Genomic DNA, 17,659 nt, shown 5'->3' on the forward strand with positions numbered 1-17,659 from the left:
GAGTGCGGGGACGGCCAGTCAGACTAGACGAGCATCCTGGCTCGTTTCAAATAACGCCATGGCCTCGACATGCGCTGTCTGCGGAAACATATCGAGGATCCCGGCACGTTTTAACCGGTAGCCCTGCTTGATCAATTCGACCGTGTCGCGCGCCAGAGTCGCGGGGTTGCACGACACATACACCAGACGCCTGGCACCCAATCCGGCAAGCTTGCCGACCATCTCGAAGGCACCGTCGCGTGGTGGGTCCAAGAGTACCGCAGAAAAGCCTGCTTTGGCCCAACCGGCATCATTCAGAGGCTGGGATAAATCGGCCTGAAAAAAGCTCGCGTTATGCAGATTGTTCGCAGCGGCATTGGCGGCAGCCCGCTCGACCATGGTCTGCACGCCCTCCACCGCCACCACCTCGCGCACCTGGCGGGCCAGTGGCAGGGCGAAGTTGCCCAGGCCGCAAAACAGGTCCAGCACCCGCTCATCGGGCGCCGGCTGCAGCCAGTCGAGCGCCTGGGCCACCATCGCCTCGTTGACCCCGGCGTTGACCTGGACGAAATCCCCCGGCCGATAGGCCAGTTCCAGGTTCCACCGTTCCAGGCGATAGCCCAGCGGCAGCGAGGCGTCCACCGGCTGCGGAGCGTCTTCGCCCTGCAGCCAGAGCTGTGCACCATGCCGTTCGCAGAAGTCGCGCAGGATCTGCAGGTCATCGGCCGACAGCGGCGACATGTGCCGCAGCAACAGCGCCACCGCCGAACCGCTGAACAGTTCGACATGCCCCAGCGACTGGGGTTTGCCCAGGCGCCGGAGCATCGCCGGCAGACCGTTCATGAGCGGCTGCAGGGCCGCGACCAGCACCGGGCAGTCGTCGATGGCGACGATGTCCTGGCTGGACGCCGCACGAAAGCCGACCTCCAGTTGCCTGGCCCGGGCATCCCAGCGCACCGCCACCCGGGCCCGCCGGCGATAGCCGAACTCGGGACCGCTCAGCGGCACCGCCCATTCCTCCGGCTCGACACCAGCTACCCGCGACAGCTGCTCGGCGAGCAGGCGCTGCTTGAGCGCCAACTGGTCTGCATGGGGCATGTGCTGAATACTGCAACCACCGCAGCGCCCGGCATGGGCGCAGGGCGCCGTGCGGCGCTGGTCGCTGGCGAGCAGCAGGCGCTCGCTGCGCGCCTCGACGACCCTGCCATGGGCGCCCAATACCCGCGCCTCGACTTCCTCGCCGGCCAGGGCGCCGGCGACGAACCAGGTACGCCCCTCGATAAAGGCGATGCCGCGGCCGTCATTGGCCAGCCGCTCGATCGTCAGCCGCTGTTTCTTGCCCACCGGCACTTGCGGGGCCCGGCTGCCGCCAGTCGGCTGGAAGCGCAGGCCTTTGTGCTGTCTGGCCATCAGTTGGGAGAATCGTAGATGCCGGTCGACAGGTAGCGGTCGCCGCGGTCACAGATGATCGCGACCATCACCGCGTTCTCGACCTCGCGCGACAGGCGCAGCATGGCCGCCACCGCACCGCCCGAGGACACGCCACAGAATACGCCTTCCTCACGGGCCAGACGACGCATGACGTCTTCCGCTTCCTCCTGGCCCATGTCGACGATGCGGTCGACCCGCTCGGATTGGAAAATCCGGGGCAGGTACTCATGGGGCCAACGACGGATGCCCGGGATCGTGGCACCTTCCATCGGCTGCAGGCCGACGATCTGCACGCCGGGATTCTGCTCCTTCAGGTAGCGCGATACGCCCATGATGGTGCCGGTGGTGCCCATGGAACTGACGAAGTGGGTGATGGTGCCCTGGGTCTGCCGCCAGATTTCCGGACCGGTGCCGGTGTAGTGAGCCTCGGGGTTGTCGCCGTTGGCGAACTGGTCGAGCACCTTGCCGCGGCCTTCGGCCTGCATCCGCTCGGCGAGGTCGCGGGCACCTTCCATGCCCTCCTCGCGGCTGACCAGGATCAGCTCGGCGCCATAGGCGGTCATCGCCGCCTTGCGCTCGGCCGTGGAGTTGTCGGGCATGATCAGGATCATCCTGTAGCCCTTGATCGCCGCGGCCATGGCCAGGGCGATCCCGGTGTTGCCCGAGGTCGCCTCGATCAGTGTGTCGCCGGGCTGGATCTGCCCACGCAATTCGGCGCGGGTGATCATCGACAGGGCCGGACGGTCCTTCACGGAGCCTGCTGGATTGTTCCCTTCAAGCTTGAGCAGGAGGGTATTGCTGGTATTTCCAGGCAGGCGTTGCAGACGAACCAGGGGCGTGTTGCCGATGCAATCGGCGATAGTTGGATACTGCAAGGTCATGGCGTATTCGCAATCCAGACTGCGGGGGGCGCCTATCATACCGGCAAACGCCTGCGGCCCATATCACGCAAAGTGCGATGCTTATGGCTTCTGGCTATAAGCCGCTTCGAGAATGCCGAGGGCGCTGCCCGCATCCGCAGGCATGCAGGCCAGCAGCCGTACATTCAGGCGCAGCCCCTGCGCAGTGTTCTGTGCCCAGACCGAGCCGCCCTGACGCTGCACGGCATTGCGCGCGATACTCAGGCCGAGGCCGAAGCCGCCGTCTCCGGGGCGCGAACCGTCAAGGCGGGTGAACGGTGCGAAGATCCGCTCCAGGTCCTGCTCGGCCACGCCACCGCCCTGGTCCTCCAGCCACACGACCCAGTACGGACCTTCGCGGCGCCCGTCGAGACGGATGATACCGCCCGGCGGCGAATGGCGGATCGCATTGCGCAGAATGTTCTCCAGGGCCTGGGCCAGGCTGTTGAGGTGGCCACGCACCCAGCACGAGGCATCCAGCGCGCAGTGCAGACGCGTCGAGGGCCAACCGCTTTCATAACAGGCATCCTCCACGAGCATTTCCCAGAGGGCCTGGAGCTGGATGTCCTCCTTGTGCAGGGGCGCCCGCTCGGTATCGAGCCAGGCCAGTTGCAGGGTGTCCTCCACCAGCCGCTGCATGCCGTCGACTTCACGGGCCAGGCGCCTGCGCAGCTCATCCAGGCTCTCCTCGCCATCACAGCAGACACGCAGGCGACTGAGGGGGGTGCGCATTTCATGGGAGAGGTCGCGCAACAGTTGCTGCTGCAGGCCCACGGTGGTTTGCAGGCGCTCGGACATCTGGTCGAATGCCCGCCCCAGTTCGCCCAGCTCGTCCTGGCGGCTGGTGGTGCGCGACGACAAGCGGGTGCCCAACTGATCGGCACGCCAGGCATTGGCCTGGGCCCGCAGGTGGTTCAACGGCTGGATCAGCAGGCGGTACAGGCCGACACACAACAACAGCGTGAACAGCCCCGGAATCAGCCCATTGGTGACCAGGCGCCAGAACCACTGGTAGCGCCCGGGCATGAAGCGCTGTGGCAACTCCATCACCAGGCTGCCGGCCTCCGGATTCTGCGGGAAGGGAACCTTCAGCCAGGGCAACCCGACCACATGACGGCTCACCGGCCAGTCCAGCCCACGCAGGAAGGTCAGGCGCTGGCTTTCGCTCCAGAGCAGGGGCTGCGAGGACAACGACTGCAGGTCGCCGCCGATGACCCCGCTCCAGGTCGACTCATGCTCGCGCAGTTCCTGCAGCCAGCGGTCGACCCCCGCCTGCCCGTCGGCCTCCCAGGCCTGCCCGGCGGCGAAGGCATAACCCTTGAGCGTGGTGCGTGCCTCCTCGGACAGGTAGGCGTTCTGCTGCTCCATGTAGCGGCCCCAGTACCAGCTCAGCCAGATCATCAGCAGACAGAACGCGACCAGCAGCAGGGCCAGCTTCCAGAACAGCGAATGTCGCCCGGGCAGCCTACACCTCATCGCCGGCGCTCAACACGTAGCCCTTGCCCCAGACCGTGCGCAGCTCGCGCTCGGTGTAGCCGACCGCCTTGAGCTTGCGGCGAATCTGGCTGACATGCATGTCCAGGCTGCGGTCGTGGGTCGCATAGCCACGCTGCAGGACATGTTGATAAAGGAAGGCCTTGCTCAGTACCTCGTCGCCATGACGGTGCAGGGTCTCCAGCAGACGGTACTCGCTGCGGGTGAGGCCCGCCCATTGCGCGCCGAAGTGCACATCGCAGCGTTCATCGTCGAAACGCAGGGCATGCCCGGCCTCACGCGGTAGCGCCACCGGCAGGGGCATGGGGCGCCGCTCCAGGGCGACCCGGCGCAGGATGGCCTCGATCCGCACCCGCAACTCCGCCATGCTGAACGGCTTGGGCAGGTAGTCGTCGGCGCCCAGGCGAAAACCGCTGATGCGGTCCGCCTCGGCACCGAGGGCGGACATCAGGATCACCGGCAGCGAATGACTGCGACGCAGATGCGTCAGTACTTCGAGGCCATCCATGCCTGGCAGCAGGATGTCCATCAACACGACGTCGAAGACCTGATTGCGCGCCAGCTCCAGGCCGTCCTGGCCGTTGCGGCACCAGGTCACCTCGAAGCCGCAGCGGCCCAGTTGCTCATGCACGTAGGCCCCCAGCACGGTGTCATCTTCGATCGCCAGAATACTCGGGTGGCCAGCAGGTACGGGATTCATTAGTGTCTGCAAACAATTCTCAATAACCAATTATTCAAGATTGCCGCCGCCGCGACAAGCCGGCGACGGCGCCCGGCCGTCAGATGCCGCTCCCGCAGGCATGGACGGCCCGGCGAACTTTGCGAGATTTCCGCCACCTCATATGGCTACACTGCGCAGGTGGAGCGGGCGCAGGAAGCGCTCGCCGGAAATAGAAGATCGCCGTGTCTGCCAAACGCCGTATCTGATGGAGAGTATTGCGTGCTTAAGAACCTGGGCATCAAAGGCCGAGTCCTCCTGCTCACCCTGCTGCCGACCACGCTGATGGCGCTGGTGCTGGGCGGGTATTTCACCTGGTTGCAGCAATCGGAACTGCAAAGCCAGCTGCTGCAGCGTGGCGAAATGATCGCCGAACAGTTGGCCCCGCTGGTGGCCCCGGCTCTGAGCCGCAACGACAGCGAACAGTTGGAGCGGGTCGCCGCCCAGGCCCTGGAGCAGACCGATGTACGCGCGGTGTCATTCCTCGGCGCCAATCGCGAGCAACTGGCCCATGCCGGCCCGAGCATGCTCAACCAGCCGCCCACCGGCAACAGCAGCCACATGCTGCAACGCAGCGGCAACGATGCCACCCGCTACCTGCTGCCGGTGTTCGGACGGCATCGCAGCATGGCCGGCGAACCGGTCCCCGACGAGGCCGACCGGCTGCTGGGCTGGGTCGAGCTGGAGCTGTCGCACAACGGCATGCTGCTGCGCGGCTACCGCAGCCTGTTCGCCAGCCTGCTGCTGATCGCCACCGGCCTGCTCGGTACCGCGCTGCTGGCCCTGCGCATGAGCCGCACCATCAATGCCTCGATCAGCAAGATCCGGCAGGCCGTCGCGCAACTCAAGGATGGCAACCTGGAAACCCGCCTGCCGGCGCTCGGCAGCCAGGAACTGGACCAATTGGCCTCGGGTATCAACCGCATGGCCGAGACCCTGCAGAACGCCCAGGAAGAGTTGCAGCACAGCATCGACCAGGCCACCGAGGACGTGCGCCAGAACCTGGAAACCATCGAGATCCAGAACATCGAACTCGACCTGGCACGCAAGGAAGCCCTGGAAGCCAGCCGGATAAAGTCCGAATTCCTCGCCAACATGAGCCACGAGATCCGCACCCCGCTCAACGGCATCCTCGGCTTCACCCACCTGCTGCAGAAAAGCGAGCTGACGCCGCGCCAGCTGGATTACCTGAGCACCATCGAAAAGTCCGCCGACAGCCTGCTGGGCATCATCAACGAGATCCTCGACTTCTCGAAGATCGAAGCCGGCAAGCTGGTGCTCGACAGCATTCCGTTCAACCTGCGCGACCTGCTGCAGGATACCCTGACCATCCTCGCCCCGGCGGCCCATGCCAAACAGCTGGAACTGGTCAGCCTGGTCTATCGCGACACCCCGTTGTCATTGATCGGCGACCCGCTGCGACTCAAGCAGATCCTCACCAACCTGGTGAGCAACGCCATCAAGTTCACCCGCGAAGGCACCATCGTCGCCCGGGCCATGCTCGAAGAGGAACACGAGGACAGCGTGCAACTGCGCATCAGCGTGCAGGACACCGGCATCGGCCTGTCGAGCCAGGATGTGCGGGCGCTGTTCCAGGCCTTCAGCCAGGCCGACAACTCGCTGTCCCGGCAACCCGGCGGCACCGGCCTTGGCCTGGTGATCTCCAAGCGCCTGATCGAGCAGATGGGCGGCGAGATCGGCGTCGACAGCACGCCGGGCGAAGGCTCCGAGTTCTGGATCAGCCTGAGCCTGCCCAAGACCCGCGACGATATCGAGGACCTGCCCGCCGCGCCGCTGCTCGGTCGACGCGTCGCCGTGCTGGAACACCACGAACTGGCGCGCCAGGCCTTGCAGCACCAACTGGAGGACTGCGGCCTGGAAGTGATTCCGTTCAACAGCCTGCCGGGCCTGGCCAACGGCGTCACCGGCACCCACCAGACCGAACAGGCCATCGACCTCGCAGTCCTCGGCGTCACGGCCCAGGACATGCCGCCAGAGCGGCTGAACCAGCACATCTGGGACCTGGAACACCTCGGCTGCCGGGTGCTGGTGTTGTGCCCGACCACCGAACAGACCCTGTTCCATCTCTCGGTGCCCAACCCGCACAACCAGCTCCAGGCCAAACCGGCCTGCACCCGCAAGCTGCGTCGGGCTCTGTCGGACCTGATCGCCCCGCGCCCGGCACGCCTGGAGCCCAGCGAACCGCTTGGCAGCCGGGCGCCACGGGTGCTGTGCGTGGACGACAACCCGGCCAACCTGCTGCTGGTGCAGACCCTGCTCGAAGACATGGGCGCCGAGGTGCTGGCGGTCGATAGCGGCTACGCGGCGATCGATGCGGTACAGCAGGCCAGTTTCGACCTGATCCTGATGGACGTGCAGATGCCCGGTATGGACGGTCGGCAAGCGACCGAGGCGATTCGCCAGTGGGAAAACGAACGGCAAAGCGCCGCGCTGCCCATCGTCGCCCTGACCGCCCACGCCATGGCCAACGAAAAGCGGGCGTTGTTGCAAAGCGGCATGGACGACTACCTGACCAAGCCCATCAGCGAGCGCCAACTGGCCCAGGTGGTGCTGAAATGGACCGGCCTGGCCCTGCGCAACCAGAGCCAGGAACGTGGCGGCGACGCCGGCAGCAACGCTGCCGAGCTGTTGGTGCTCGACCCGGAAGAAGGCCTGCGCCTGGCTGCCGGCAAGGCCGACCTGGCCGCCGACATGCTGGCGATGCTGCTGGCCTCGCTGGATGCCGACCGCGAGGCGATCCGTTCAGCCCGCGAGGCCCAGGACAACAATGGCCTGATCGAGCGCGTCCATCGCCTGCATGGCGCCACCCGCTACTGCGGCGTACCGCAGTTGCGCGCGGCCTGCCAGCGCAGCGAGACCCTGCTCAAGCAGGACGATGCCAACGCCCACCAGGCCCTGGACGAGCTGGACATGGCGATCGCCCGCCTGGCCATCGAGGCCCGGGTCAGCGCCTGATCCACGGCAATACACGCCCAGGTGAGCGGCGCTAGGCTGCCGGTCACTTTCGAAAGGAAAATCGTCATGCGTGGAATACTCTTCAGCAGCCAGACCTACGACCGCGACAGTTTCCAGGCCAGCGCCCCGCCCGCCGGCCTCGAACTGCACTTCCAGGCCGCGCGCCTGAGCGTGGATACCGCGCCTCTGGCCGAGCGGCACGAGGTGGTCTGCGCCTTCATCAACGATGACCTGAGCGCCCCGGTACTGGAACAACTGGCCGCCGGCGGCACCCGCCTGATCGCGCTGCGTTCGGCCGGCTACAACCACGTCGACCTGACCGCCGCCCGGCGCCTGGGCCTGAGCGTGGTCCGCGTACCCGCCTACTCGCCCCACGCCGTGGCCGAACATGCGGTGGCGCTGATCCTCGCGCTCAACCGTCGCCTGCACCGGGCCTACAACCGTACCCGCGAGGGCGACTTCAGCCTGCACGGACTGACCGGCTTCGACCTCGCCGGCAAGACCGTCGGCATCGTCGGTACCGGCCAGATCGGCGCGACCTTCGCACGGATCATGGCCGGCTTCGGCTGCCAGTTGCTGGCCTACGACCCCTACCCGAACCCGGAGGTCCTGGCCCTCGGCGCCCGCTACCTGGAACTGCCGGAACTGCTCGCCCAGTCGCGGATCATCAGCCTGCATTGCCCGCTGACCGCCGACACCCGCTACCTGATCAACCGCGACAGCCTCGCCCACCTGCAGCCCGGGGCCATGCTGATCAATACCGGGCGCGGCGGCCTGGTGGACACGCCGGCCCTGATCGACGCGCTCAAGGATGGCCAGCTCGGCTACCTCGGGCTGGACGTCTACGAGGAGGAGGCCCAACTGTTCTTCGAGGACCGCTCCGACCTGCCGCTGCAGGACGACGTGCTGGCGCGGCTGCTGACCTTTCCCAATGTGATCGTCACCGCGCACCAGGCCTTCCTGACCCAGGAAGCCCTGGCGGCGATCGCCGCCACCACCCTGGACAACATCGCCGCCTGGCAAGCCGGCCGGCCGCAGAACCTGGTGGAGGGCTGATCGGCGGGAAAGCCCGGCCAACCGGATCGAAGGTCGCAAGCGGCTGCCATCGGTCGGGCCTCTGCGTGCTAGCATATCGGCCATATTTGGAGGACCCATGGTCGAACACGATTTCCGCTACAGCCTGATGAACCCGCAACACACCCTGACCGAATGCCGCGCCCTGGTGCCGGGTCGCTACCAGGTCACCGGCAACGGTGGCTCGATCCGCATCGACGACGTGCTGCTGGTCACCCTCAAGGGCAGCCGTGACCTGTCCATGCGCCTGACCGTCGAAACCGTAAGGCACCTGATCAACCCGCCCGGGCAGTGGACCGCCATGGCCCGTGGGCCGGTGTTCGGCGAGTTGGCCATCCACCAGTGGCAGGTCAATTGCGACAGCTGCGCCAAACAGTTGGACTTCGAATTCGCCGTGGACGCCAAGCTCGGCACCCCGGCACAGAAACCCGCAGCCACGGCCCGTATCGCCGAGCTGGGCTGGACCACCCAGGGCGAGAAGCACCTCTGCCCGAAATGCCAGGAGGCAATATGATGAAACAAGCGGTGATTCTGGGGATGCTGGCCACCAGCCTGTTGGGCTGTGCCGGCGACCGTGTGCACCTGCAACAGGATCACAGCTATGTGCTGGAGTGGATCGGGGAACGTCCACTGATCGACAACAGCCACCTGACCGTCACCCTTGGCGATGACGGCCGGGCCTATGGCAGCGGCGGTTGCAACCACTGGTTCGCCCCCTACACCCTGGACGGCGACAACCTGAGCTTCGGCAAGGTCGGCAGCACCCGCAAACTCTGCGCCCCTGCCCTGATGGAGCAGGAGAAACGCTTCCTGCAGGCGCTGGAAAACGTTCAGCGCTGGGACATCTCCCCCGTCGAACAGGTACGCTTCTGGCCAGCCCAGGGCCAACCACTGCGCCTGTGGTCTGAAGAAGGCTGACGGCCCGGCCGTTGCGCGGCGCCTTCACCCAAGGCGCCGTGACGTCTGCCGGGTTAGCGCTCAGCCCTTGAGCGCCTTGAGTTTCGCCAGCACACCGGCCGCGGTCTGCTCGCCCATCAGTTGCTCGCGCACCTTGCCCTTGTCGTCGATGATGTAGGTCACCGGCAACGCCTCGCTGCGAGGCAGCTCGAAAAGATCCGCCGGGTCCTGCGCCAGCACCGTGAACCTGATCCCCAACGCTTCGGCCGCCTTGGCCAGGTCATCGCCCTGCAAACCGTCGAAGTTGACCCCGAACACACCCACCGATTGCTCCTTGAGCTGTTCGGAGAGGGCGTTGAGCTCGGGAATCTCGGTGCGGCACGGGCCGCACCATTCCGCCCAGTAGTTGACCACCTTCCAGTGCTTGTCCAGGCGCTCGGCCGCCACCTTCTGGCCGTGCTGGTCAACCCCGTAGTCATTACCGCAACCGCTGAGCAGCAGCGCGCCCATCATCGCCAGTACGGCTGCCAATCGCCTTGCCATGTGTGCAATCCCCCGTCAAATGAGTCATCGACTGCGACCATTTACCTCGTACGGTTCAGGAGCGCTCGCCAGGCAGGTAGAATACCCGCCACCTTAGGCAAGATGCGACCCGCACATGACCGATCTGACGCTCTATCACAACCCGCGCTGCTCGAAATCCCGTGGTGCGCTGGAACTGCTCGAAGCCCGTGGCCTGGCCCCGACCGTAGTGCGCTACCTGGAAACCCCGCTCGACGCGCCCCAGTTGCGCAGCCTGCTGGGCAAGCTCGGCATCGGCGCCCGACAACTGCTGCGCAGCGGCGAAGACGAGTACCAGAGCCTGAACCTGGCCGACAGCCAGCTCGGCGAGGAGCAATTGATCGCCGCCATTGCCGCCCATCCGAAGCTGATGGAACGGCCGATCCTGGTCGCTGGCGACAAGGCCATCATTGGCCGGCCGCCGGAGAAGGTACTGGAGATCCTGCCGTGAGCGAGCCGTACGTTCTGGTGCTGTTCTACAGCCGCAACGGCTCCACCCGCGAAATGGCCCGGCAGATTGCCCGTGGCGTCGAGCAGGCCGGCCTGGAGGCACGCCTGCGCACCGTTCCGGCGATCTCCAGCGAATGCGAGGCGGTGGCGCCGGCCATCCCCGAGGAAGGCGCGCTGTATGCCAGCCTCGACGACCTGAAGCACTGTTCGGCCCTGGCGCTGGGCAGCCCGACCCGCTTTGGCAACATGGCGGCGCCGCTGAAGTACTTCATCGACGGCACCAGCAACCTGTGGCTGACCGGCGCCCTGGTGGGCAAGCCGGGTGCGGTGTTCACCTCGACCTCCAGCCTGCACGGCGGCCAGGAAAGCACCCTGCTGTCGATGCTGCTGCCCTTGCTGCACCACGGCATGCTGATCACCGGCCTGCCCTACAGCGAATCGGCACTGCTCGATACCCGTGGCGGCGGTACGCCCTACGGTGCCAGCCACCACACCGGCAGCGATGGCAAGCGCCCGCTGGACGAACATGAAATCGCCCTGTGCCGCGCTCTCGGCCAGCGCCTGGCGAAGACGGCGTTGCAACTGGAGAAAGGTCGTGGCTAGGAAGCCCAAGGTACTGCCCAGCCAGGAGTGGCTGGAACCGCGCGTCAGGTTCGGCCGCTGGCTGGCCCTGGCGTGCTTCTTCGGTTTGATCGGTCTGCTGTGCCTGTATTACCTGGTATTCGCCGACCTGCACGGCGCCCGCCCCTGGGTGATCCTGCTGATCGAACTGGTCCCGCTGCTGCCCCTGGTACCGGGGATGCTGACCGGCAGTGCCCGCGGTCACTCGTTCACCTGCTATGTGGTGAACCTGTACTTCATCAAGGGTGCGCTGGCGGCCTTCGACCCGAACCGGCAGGTGTTCGGTGTACTGGAAATGGCCGCGAGCCTGGCAGTGTTCTGCAGCGCGATGCTGTATGTGCGCTGGCGCCACCAGTTGAACCGGCGCCTGGCCGGGGAAGGCCTGCCACAAACGGCTTAGTGAAACGCTGTGGGAGCAGGATCAGTGGTTGACGGTGAACGCCAGCATCATCGACAACTGGCACATCGGTCGGCCACTCTCGGCATGCCACTGGTTGAAGGCGTCCTGGACGATCGCCAGGTCGCGCAGGCTGGTCGGCACCTTGTCGATGATGTCCTGGGCGTTGAGCGCCGCCACCACGTCATTGCTCGGCACGAAGGTGTCCTTGCCGACCATCCGCAGCAGCCGCGGTGCCGACAGGCCGCCGAGCTGATGCCCGTGCCTGGCCAGGTACTTCCACAGACCGGTGATCTCGGTCACCGGCCAGTCGGCGATCAGGTTGCCGAAGCTGCCCTTCTCCTTCGCCACGTCCAACACCATCTGCGCATTGCGCGGCACGCTCTTGAGCTTGCCCAGGTGACGGATGATCCGCGTGTCCTGCATCAGCCGTTCCAGGTGCTCGGCGCCCATCAGCACCACCTTTTCCGGATCGAAGCCGAAGAACACCTGCTCGAAGGCCGGCCACTTGGCGTCCACCAGGCTGTGCTTGAGCCCGGCACGGAACACCCGCAGGGCGATCAGCGACAGGTAGCGATCATCGCCTAGCGCACGCAGTTGCTCCGGGGTCCGGGGCACCGGCAGTTGCGCCTCCAGCGCCGCTGCCGAACCGAAGCGGTTCAGGCAGTACTCGTGCAGCCACTTGTAGTCGCGCATGCCGCTTCCCTTACAGGTTCACGACATTGACGAAACGCGAGGCGGCGGTCTCGTCGATACGCAGGCTGGCGAAATCGAACAGGTTGCGGTCGGCCAGTTGCGACGGGCTGACATTCTGCAGGCCGCGGAAGATGTTCTCGGTACGGCCGGGGTTCTTGCGCTCCCACTCCTGCAGCATTTCCTTGACCACCTGGCGCTGCAGGTTTTCCTGGGAACCGCAGAGGTTGCATGGAATGATCGGGAATTGCTTGAAGTCCGAGTAGGCCTGGATGTCCTTCTCGCTGCAGTACGCCAGCGGCCGGATCACCACGTTGCGGCCATCGTCGGCCAGCAACTTGGGCGGCATGGCCTTGAGCGAACCGTTGTAGAACATGTTGAGGAAGAAGGTCTCGACGATATCGTCGCGGTGGTGCCCCAGGGCCATCTTGGTCGCACCGATCTCGTCGGCGAAGGTATACAGCGTGCCACGGCGCAGGCGCGAGCACAGCGAGCAGGTGGTCTTGCCTTCCGGTACCAGCTCCTTGACCACCGAGTAGGTATCCTTCTCGACGATGTGATACTCCACCCCCAGCTCTTTCAGGTAGGCGGGCAATACGTGCTCGGGGAAGCCGGGCTGCTTCTGGTCCATGTTCACGGCCACGATGTCGAACTTGATCGGCGCCACTTTCTGCAGGTGCATCAGAACGTCGAGCATGGTGTAGCTGTCCTTGCCACCCGACAGGCAGACCATCACCTTGTCACCGTCCTCGATCATGTTGAAGTCGGCGACTGCCTCGCCCGCCTGCCGGCGAAGGCGTTTCTGCAGTTTGTTCTGATTGACCGAAAGAGTGCCCATAGCCCTTGAAATCCGCGCGGTGTGTCGAAAAAGGCGGCTATTTTACGCACAAACCGAGCGGGGTGGGAGTGGAGCGGACGGACGCGGGCTTGCCGGCGGGGCTTTTGCTGCACTCAAGCGGGCAAGCCCGCTCCCACAAGGCCTTGGCAGTCCCTGAAACGCTGATCCTGTGGGTACGGGCTTGCCCGCGAAGCCCTCTGGGGTACTTCACCAAATGCTACAACGCGATTACAGCCACGACCGACAGTGCGATTTGCTCTAAAACCCCGGTTTTATTGGCCCCAGCCCTTTCTATACTGCGACATAAGGTCGCAGACATATCCAGACCTCCGATTACTCTGGCCGTCTGTCCCGGCGCTCCGTTTGGGGGGCGATGGTAATAACGAAAGGAGTGACTGAGATGATCCATCACGTTGTGGGACTGTTCACCCATCCTGATCAGGAATGGCGGGAGATCCGTGGCGACGCCGAGGAAAGCATCGGCCACATGTACCTCACCCACACCCTGATTCTTGCCGCGATCCCTGCGGTCTCCGCCTTTATCGGCACCACCCGGGTCGGCTGGGTCATCGGCAACCGGGCGCCGGTCATGCTGACCCAGGAAAGCGCGATCTGGATGACCATCATGTCCTACCTGGCCATGCTTGCCGGGGTGGCGGTGATGGGCGCGTTCATCCACTGGATGGCCCGCACCTACGACGCCAACCCCACTCTGTCGCGTTGCGTCGCCTTTGCCACTTACACCGCCACCCCGCTGTTCATCGGCGGCCTGGCAGCGCTCTACCCGCACATGTGGCTGGGCATGATCGTCGGCACGGCGGCGATCTGCTACACCGTCTATCTGCTGTACGTCGGCCTGCCGACGTTCATGAACATACCTTCGGACGAAGGTTTCCTGTTCTCCAGCTCGGTACTGGCCGTCGGGCTGGTCGTGCTGGTGGCGATCATGGCCTTCACCGTGGTCGTCTGGGGCCTGGGAGTGGGCCCGGTCTATACCAACTGAATAACCAGAAAACTGCCGACACGGGCCGCCGCAAGGCGGCCTCTTCATGTCGGCACGACCATTCGGCGCCTGACGGATTCGGAATCGCCGGGGTTTGCGGCATACTCCACGTCTCTAGAGAGATGTACAGCATGCCCGAGCAACTCAATACCCGCGTCGAAGACTGTTTCCTGCAAGCCGAATCCTTTTTCAAACGATCCTTCAAACGCCCCACCATCAGTCTCAAGCTGCGGGGCCAGAAAGCCGGTGTCGCCCACCTGCACGAGAACCTGCTGCGCTTCAACCCACAGTTGTACCGGGAGAACAGCGAGGACTTCCTGCGCCAGACCGTACCCCACGAGGTCGCCCACCTGATTGCCCACCAACTGTTCGGCGACCGTATCCAGCCCCATGGCGAGGAATGGCAACTGATCATGCGCGGCGTCTATGAACTGCCGCCCAACCGCTGCCACACCTATGAAGTGCAACGGCGCAGCGTGACCCGCTACATCTATCGCTGCCCCTGTGCCGACAGTGATTTCCCCTTCTCGGCCCAACGCCATCGGCTGGTCGGCCAGGGGCGCCGTTATCTGTGTCGGCGCTGCCGGCAGACGCTGGTGTTCAGTGGCGAGGTCCGCGTCGAGTAATCGGCAGGACCAACACCGGCCCTTGTGGAAGCGGGCTTGCCCGCGAAAAAGCCGGCACGGCCCCTCCCCTGGCTCAGCCCAGCACACCCGCCCTGCGCAACGCCACGATCCCCTCGTCGCTGTAGCCCAGCCCACGCAATACTTCATCCCCATGTTCGCCCACGCCGGCCCCGATATGCCTGGGCTGCGGCAACCCCTGGGAAAACTTCAGCGGACACGCCATCTGCGCCTGGCTGCCGCCCTCTCCACGTGGCACCTGCACCACGGCGCCCCGGGCCTTCAGTTGCGGGTGCTCGACCGCCTCGGCCAGATCCAGCACCGGTTCGACGCAGGCATCGATGCCGGCAAACAACCCGCACAACGCCTGGTAGTCATGCTTCTCGAACTCCTCTTGCAACTGCTGCTTGAGCCACTGTTGTCGCGCAGGGTCGGGCGACAGCCCATGGCGGGCCAGTTCCGGACGCCCCAGCACGCCACAGAACGCATTCATGAAGTTCGGTTCCAGACTGCCGACAGAAAACCAGCGCCCGTCACGACTGCGGTAATAGTCATAGAAACTGCCACCATTGAGCACTTGCGTCTCCCGTCCCGGCTCGACGCCACAGGCCAGAAAACCGGCGCCAGCCAAGGCATTCAGACTGAACGCGCAATCGGTCATGCTCACGTCGACGTACTGCCCCTGCCCCGTCTGCTGCCGGGCGATCACCGCCGCCAGCAAGCCGACCACCCCGTGCAGGGAGCCCCCCGCCACATCCGCCACCTGCATTGCCAACGGCAAGGGCCCGCCCTGCGCCCGCCCGGTGTAGCTGGCCAGCCCCGACAATGCCAGGTAGTTGATGTCATGCCCGGCGCGATCACGATAGGGCCCGGTCTGACCGTAGCCGGTGATCGCCACGTAGATCAGCCGCGGATTGAGGCGCTTGAGCGCTTCATAGCCCAGGCCCAGGCGATCCATCACACCGGGACGGAATTGCTCCAGCAGGATGTCGTACTCGAGCACCAGTCGATGAACGATCGCCCGCGCTTGGGCCTGCTTGAGATCCAGGGCCAGGCTGCGTTTGTTGCGATTGAGATAGGCATGGCTGGCGGCAACACCCTGGTCGTGAGGGGGCAGCACCCGCAACAGATCCTGGCGCGTGGGCGATTCGATGCGCAGGACCTCGGCGCCCATGTCCGCCAGCAACAACGAGGCGAACGGCCCCGGCAGCAGCGTCGAGAAATCGAGAATCTTCAGCGAGGCCAGCGGGCCCGCTGCCGGCACTTGCACGGTCTCTTGCACGGATTCCCGCATAGCCACCTACCTGATCAGCGCGATGCCTCAAAGACTAGGCAGCCGATGGCTCGACGGCAATTACCACAACGCTCGGGAAGACTGACGCAAACGCTCATCGACAGGCATGAAAAAACCCATCCGAGGATGGGTTCTTTCAACTTGCGCAGAGGCTTACTTGACGTTTGGCGCCTGGCCTTCGGCCACGCCCAGGTCGTCCAGGGTGCGCTCGTCTTCGATCGCGCGACCACCGGAAGCCAGTTCCGCGTGCAGCTTGTCTTCGTCCAGTTCCTTGACCCACTTGGCCACGACCACGGTCGCCACCGCGTTGCCCACCAGGTTGGTCAGGGCACGGGCTTCGGACATGAAGCGGTCGATACCCAGGATCAGCGCCAGGCCGGCAACCGGCAGGTGGCCGACGGCGGACAGGGTGGCGGCCAGTACGATGAAACCACTGCCGGTCACGCCAGCAGCGCCCTTGGAGGACAGCAGCAGCACCAGCAGCAGGGTAATCTGGTGAGTGATGTCCATGTGGGTGTCGGTCGCCTGGGCGATGAACACGGCCGCCATGGTCAGGTAGATCGAGGTACCGTCGAGGTTGAACGAGTAGCCGGTTGGAATCACCAGGCCCACGACCGATTTCTTCGCGCCCAGGCGCTCCATCTTCACCAGCATGCGTGGCAGGGCCGATTCCGAGGAGGAAGTCCCCAGTACGATCAGCAGTTCCTCACGGATGTAGCGAACCAGCTTCAGCACGCTGAAACCGTGGGCACGGCAGATGGCGCCCAGCACCAGCAGCACGAACAGCACGCAGGTGATGTAGAAGCAGATCATCAGCTGGCCGAGTTGCACCAGCGAGCCCACGCCATAGGCGCCGATGGTGAAGGCCATGGCACCCAGCGCGCCCAGTGGCGCCAGTTTCATGATCATGTTGATGATGTTGAACATCGCGTGGGCGAAGCGATCGATCAGGTCCAGCAGCGGACGGCCGTAGTCGCCCAGGCGATGCAGGGCGAAGCCGAAGATCACCGAGAACATCAGCACCTGCAGGATGTCGCCGTTGGCGAAGGCACCGACGATGGTGTTCGGGATCACGTTCAGGATGAAGCCGACCACGCTCTGGTCCGCACCGGCAGTGACGTAGGCAGCGACTTTCTTGGCGTCCAGGGTGGCGACGTCGATGTGCATGCCGTTGCCCGGCTGGACAACGTTGACCACGATCAGGCCGATCAGCAAAGCGAGGGTCGAGACGATTTCAAAGTAGAGCAGTGCATAACCACCGGTCTTGCCGACCGATTTCATGCTTTGCATGCCAGCGATACCGCTGACCACGGTGCAGAAGATGATGGGGGCGATGACCATTTTGATCAGCTTGATAAAGCCGTCACCCAGTGGCTTGAGGGCCACGCCGGTCTGTGGGTAGAAATGGCCGAGCAGGATACCGATAGCGATCGCTACGATGACCTGGAAATACAGCGATTTGTACAGTGGCTGACGAGTCGTCATTGCAAAGTTCCTCAAGAGATCACCCAGCTGTCATCCATCTGACAGATGCGCAACCTGAAGCACGAACCCTCCTGCACCGGAGGGATTTGTTGTTTGTCGAACTGCGTGGGCAGACCATTCCCCTATCGCAAAGCGCGTGCCACTTTCGGAAAATTCCGTCAAAGCCTTTAGCCATCAGGCTTTCAGTCGTTTTCTGTCAGCCAGCCCTTACAGAATAGATGGCGGA

18 protein-coding genes are annotated in these 17,659 nt (G+C 64.7%); 9 read left to right on the forward strand and 9 right to left on the reverse strand.

Annotated elements, in window-relative coordinates; translation table 11 throughout:
- Nucleotides 1–18 precede the first annotated feature (18 nt).
- The 4 genes from rlmD to PF66_RS15035 form a co-directional block, all read right to left on the reverse strand.
- A complete protein-coding gene (gene rlmD / locus PF66_RS15020; protein WP_054063105.1) occupies nt 19–1,389 on the reverse strand; it encodes a 23S rRNA (uracil(1939)-C(5))-methyltransferase RlmD in 1,371 nt (456 codons plus the stop codon).
- A complete protein-coding gene (cysM, locus tag PF66_RS15025) occupies nt 1,389–2,291 on the reverse strand; it encodes a cysteine synthase CysM (RefSeq protein WP_054057147.1) in 903 nt (300 codons plus the stop codon). The genes rlmD and cysM overlap by 1 nt, the downstream gene beginning before the upstream one ends.
- 81 nt (nt 2,292–2,372) lie before the next feature.
- Nucleotides 2,373–3,785, reverse strand: coding sequence for a sensor histidine kinase (locus PF66_RS15030; protein ID WP_054057146.1), 1,413 nt, complete (start codon nt 3,783–3,785; stop codon nt 2,373–2,375).
- Nucleotides 3,775–4,503, reverse strand: coding sequence for a response regulator transcription factor (locus PF66_RS15035; protein ID WP_054063106.1), 729 nt, complete (start codon nt 4,501–4,503; stop codon nt 3,775–3,777). The genes PF66_RS15030 and PF66_RS15035 overlap by 11 nt, the downstream gene beginning before the upstream one ends.
- 240 nt (nt 4,504–4,743) lie before the next feature.
- On the opposite strand from PF66_RS15035, the gene PF66_RS15040 reads away from it, so the two are divergent.
- The 4 genes from PF66_RS15040 to PF66_RS15055 all read left to right on the forward strand — a co-directional run bounded on the left by PF66_RS15040 (nt 4,744) and on the right by PF66_RS15055 (nt 9,489).
- Nucleotides 4,744–7,497, forward strand: a complete 2,754-nt coding sequence (locus tag PF66_RS15040) for a response regulator (RefSeq protein WP_054063107.1) — start codon at nt 4,744–4,746, stop codon at nt 7,495–7,497.
- A 66-nt stretch (nt 7,498–7,563) separates the two neighbouring features.
- Complete coding sequence (locus PF66_RS15045) at nt 7,564–8,553, forward strand: 2-hydroxyacid dehydrogenase (RefSeq protein WP_054063108.1); 990 nt, start codon at nt 7,564–7,566, stop codon at nt 8,551–8,553.
- A 97-nt stretch (nt 8,554–8,650) separates the two neighbouring features.
- The gene (locus tag PF66_RS15050) at nt 8,651–9,085 is read left to right on the forward strand and encodes a hypothetical protein (protein ID WP_054057142.1); all 435 of its coding nucleotides are present in this window, start codon (nt 8,651–8,653) and stop codon (nt 9,083–9,085) included.
- Nucleotides 9,085–9,489 (forward strand): META domain-containing protein, encoded by a 405-nt coding sequence (locus PF66_RS15055; RefSeq protein WP_054057141.1) that lies wholly within the window; start codon nt 9,085–9,087, stop codon nt 9,487–9,489. The genes PF66_RS15050 and PF66_RS15055 overlap by 1 nt, the downstream gene beginning before the upstream one ends.
- A 60-nt stretch (nt 9,490–9,549) precedes the next feature.
- On the opposite strand, the gene PF66_RS15060 is transcribed toward PF66_RS15055, so the two are convergent.
- Nucleotides 9,550–10,011: a TlpA disulfide reductase family protein gene (locus PF66_RS15060; protein WP_054057140.1), complete on the reverse strand. Its 462-nt coding sequence runs from the start codon at nt 10,009–10,011 to the stop codon at nt 9,550–9,552.
- Nucleotides 10,012–10,126: 115 nt separating this feature from the next.
- Between PF66_RS15060 and arsC the strand changes: the two genes are divergently transcribed.
- The 3 genes from arsC to PF66_RS15075 are packed head-to-tail and all read left to right on the forward strand — an operon-like array spanning nt 10,127 to nt 11,500.
- Complete coding sequence (gene arsC, locus PF66_RS15065; protein WP_054057139.1) at nt 10,127–10,480, forward strand: arsenate reductase (glutaredoxin); 354 nt, start codon at nt 10,127–10,129, stop codon at nt 10,478–10,480.
- Nucleotides 10,477–11,082 (forward strand): NAD(P)H:quinone oxidoreductase, encoded by a 606-nt coding sequence (wrbA, locus tag PF66_RS15070; RefSeq protein ID WP_054057138.1) that lies wholly within the window; start codon nt 10,477–10,479, stop codon nt 11,080–11,082. Before arsC ends, wrbA begins: the two co-directional genes overlap by 4 nt.
- Nucleotides 11,075–11,500 carry a DUF2069 domain-containing protein gene (locus tag PF66_RS15075; RefSeq protein ID WP_054057137.1) on the forward strand — a complete coding sequence of 142 codons (426 nt, stop codon included), beginning with the start codon at nt 11,075–11,077 and terminating at the stop codon, nt 11,498–11,500. The genes wrbA and PF66_RS15075 overlap by 8 nt, the downstream gene beginning before the upstream one ends.
- 21 nt (nt 11,501–11,521) lie before the next feature.
- Here PF66_RS15075 and PF66_RS15080 read toward each other — a convergent pair whose 3' ends face one another.
- Both PF66_RS15080 and ttcA read right to left on the reverse strand, forming a co-directional pair.
- Nucleotides 11,522–12,193, reverse strand: coding sequence for a DNA-3-methyladenine glycosylase I (locus PF66_RS15080; protein ID WP_054057136.1), 672 nt, complete (start codon nt 12,191–12,193; stop codon nt 11,522–11,524).
- 10 nt (nt 12,194–12,203) lie between these two features.
- Nucleotides 12,204–13,028: a tRNA 2-thiocytidine(32) synthetase TtcA gene (ttcA, locus tag PF66_RS15085; protein WP_017902139.1), complete on the reverse strand. Its 825-nt coding sequence runs from the start codon at nt 13,026–13,028 to the stop codon at nt 12,204–12,206.
- A 400-nt stretch (nt 13,029–13,428) separates the two neighbouring features.
- Between ttcA and PF66_RS15090 the strand changes: the two genes are divergently transcribed.
- A complete protein-coding gene (locus tag PF66_RS15090; protein ID WP_054057135.1) occupies nt 13,429–14,031 on the forward strand; it encodes a Yip1 family protein in 603 nt (200 codons plus the stop codon).
- A 122-nt stretch (nt 14,032–14,153) separates the two neighbouring features.
- Nucleotides 14,154–14,657, forward strand: a complete 504-nt coding sequence (locus tag PF66_RS15095) for a SprT family zinc-dependent metalloprotease (protein WP_081009854.1) — start codon at nt 14,154–14,156, stop codon at nt 14,655–14,657.
- A 73-nt stretch (nt 14,658–14,730) separates the two neighbouring features.
- On the opposite strand, the gene PF66_RS15100 is transcribed toward PF66_RS15095, so the two are convergent.
- Both PF66_RS15100 and PF66_RS15105 read right to left on the reverse strand, forming a co-directional pair.
- A complete protein-coding gene (locus tag PF66_RS15100) occupies nt 14,731–15,948 on the reverse strand; it encodes a CaiB/BaiF CoA transferase family protein (RefSeq protein ID WP_054057134.1) in 1,218 nt (405 codons plus the stop codon).
- A gap of 153 nt (nt 15,949–16,101) precedes the next feature.
- A complete protein-coding gene (locus tag PF66_RS15105; protein WP_054057133.1) occupies nt 16,102–17,433 on the reverse strand; it encodes a dicarboxylate/amino acid:cation symporter in 1,332 nt (443 codons plus the stop codon).
- Nucleotides 17,434–17,659: the final 226 nt, after the last annotated feature.

Source organism: Pseudomonas asplenii, from assembly GCF_001293465.1.
GTDB classification, from domain to species: Bacteria; Pseudomonadota; Gammaproteobacteria; order Pseudomonadales; family Pseudomonadaceae; genus Aquipseudomonas; species Aquipseudomonas fuscovaginae_B.

Coding starts and splice junctions, on each gene's coding strand:
- PF66_RS15095 (WP_081009854.1), top strand. CDS start 14,154: ATGTACAGCATGCCCGAGCAACTCAATACCCGCGTCGAAGACTGTTTC.
- cysM (WP_054057147.1), bottom strand. CDS start 2,291: ATGACCTTGCAGTATCCAACTATCGCCGATTGCATCGGCAACACGCCC.
- PF66_RS15090 (WP_054057135.1), top strand. CDS start 13,429: ATGATCCATCACGTTGTGGGACTGTTCACCCATCCTGATCAGGAATGG.
- PF66_RS15105 (WP_054057133.1), bottom strand. CDS start 17,433: ATGACGACTCGTCAGCCACTGTACAAATCGCTGTATTTCCAGGTCATC.
- PF66_RS15030 (WP_054057146.1), bottom strand. CDS start 3,785: ATGAGGTGTAGGCTGCCCGGGCGACATTCGCTGTTCTGGAAGCTGGCC.
- PF66_RS15060 (WP_054057140.1), bottom strand. CDS start 10,011: ATGGCAAGGCGATTGGCAGCCGTACTGGCGATGATGGGCGCGCTGCTG.
- rlmD (WP_054063105.1), bottom strand. CDS start 1,389: ATGGCCAGACAGCACAAAGGCCTGCGCTTCCAGCCGACTGGCGGCAGC.
- PF66_RS15045 (WP_054063108.1), top strand. CDS start 7,564: ATGCGTGGAATACTCTTCAGCAGCCAGACCTACGACCGCGACAGTTTC.
- PF66_RS15055 (WP_054057141.1), top strand. CDS start 9,085: ATGAAACAAGCGGTGATTCTGGGGATGCTGGCCACCAGCCTGTTGGGC.
- PF66_RS15080 (WP_054057136.1), bottom strand. CDS start 12,193: ATGCGCGACTACAAGTGGCTGCACGAGTACTGCCTGAACCGCTTCGGT.
- PF66_RS15050 (WP_054057142.1), top strand. CDS start 8,651: ATGGTCGAACACGATTTCCGCTACAGCCTGATGAACCCGCAACACACC.
- PF66_RS15100 (WP_054057134.1), bottom strand. CDS start 15,948: ATGCGGGAATCCGTGCAAGAGACCGTGCAAGTGCCGGCAGCGGGCCCG.
- ttcA (WP_017902139.1), bottom strand. CDS start 13,028: ATGGGCACTCTTTCGGTCAATCAGAACAAACTGCAGAAACGCCTTCGC.
- arsC (WP_054057139.1), top strand. CDS start 10,127: ATGACCGATCTGACGCTCTATCACAACCCGCGCTGCTCGAAATCCCGT.
- PF66_RS15035 (WP_054063106.1), bottom strand. CDS start 4,503: ATGAATCCCGTACCTGCTGGCCACCCGAGTATTCTGGCGATCGAAGAT.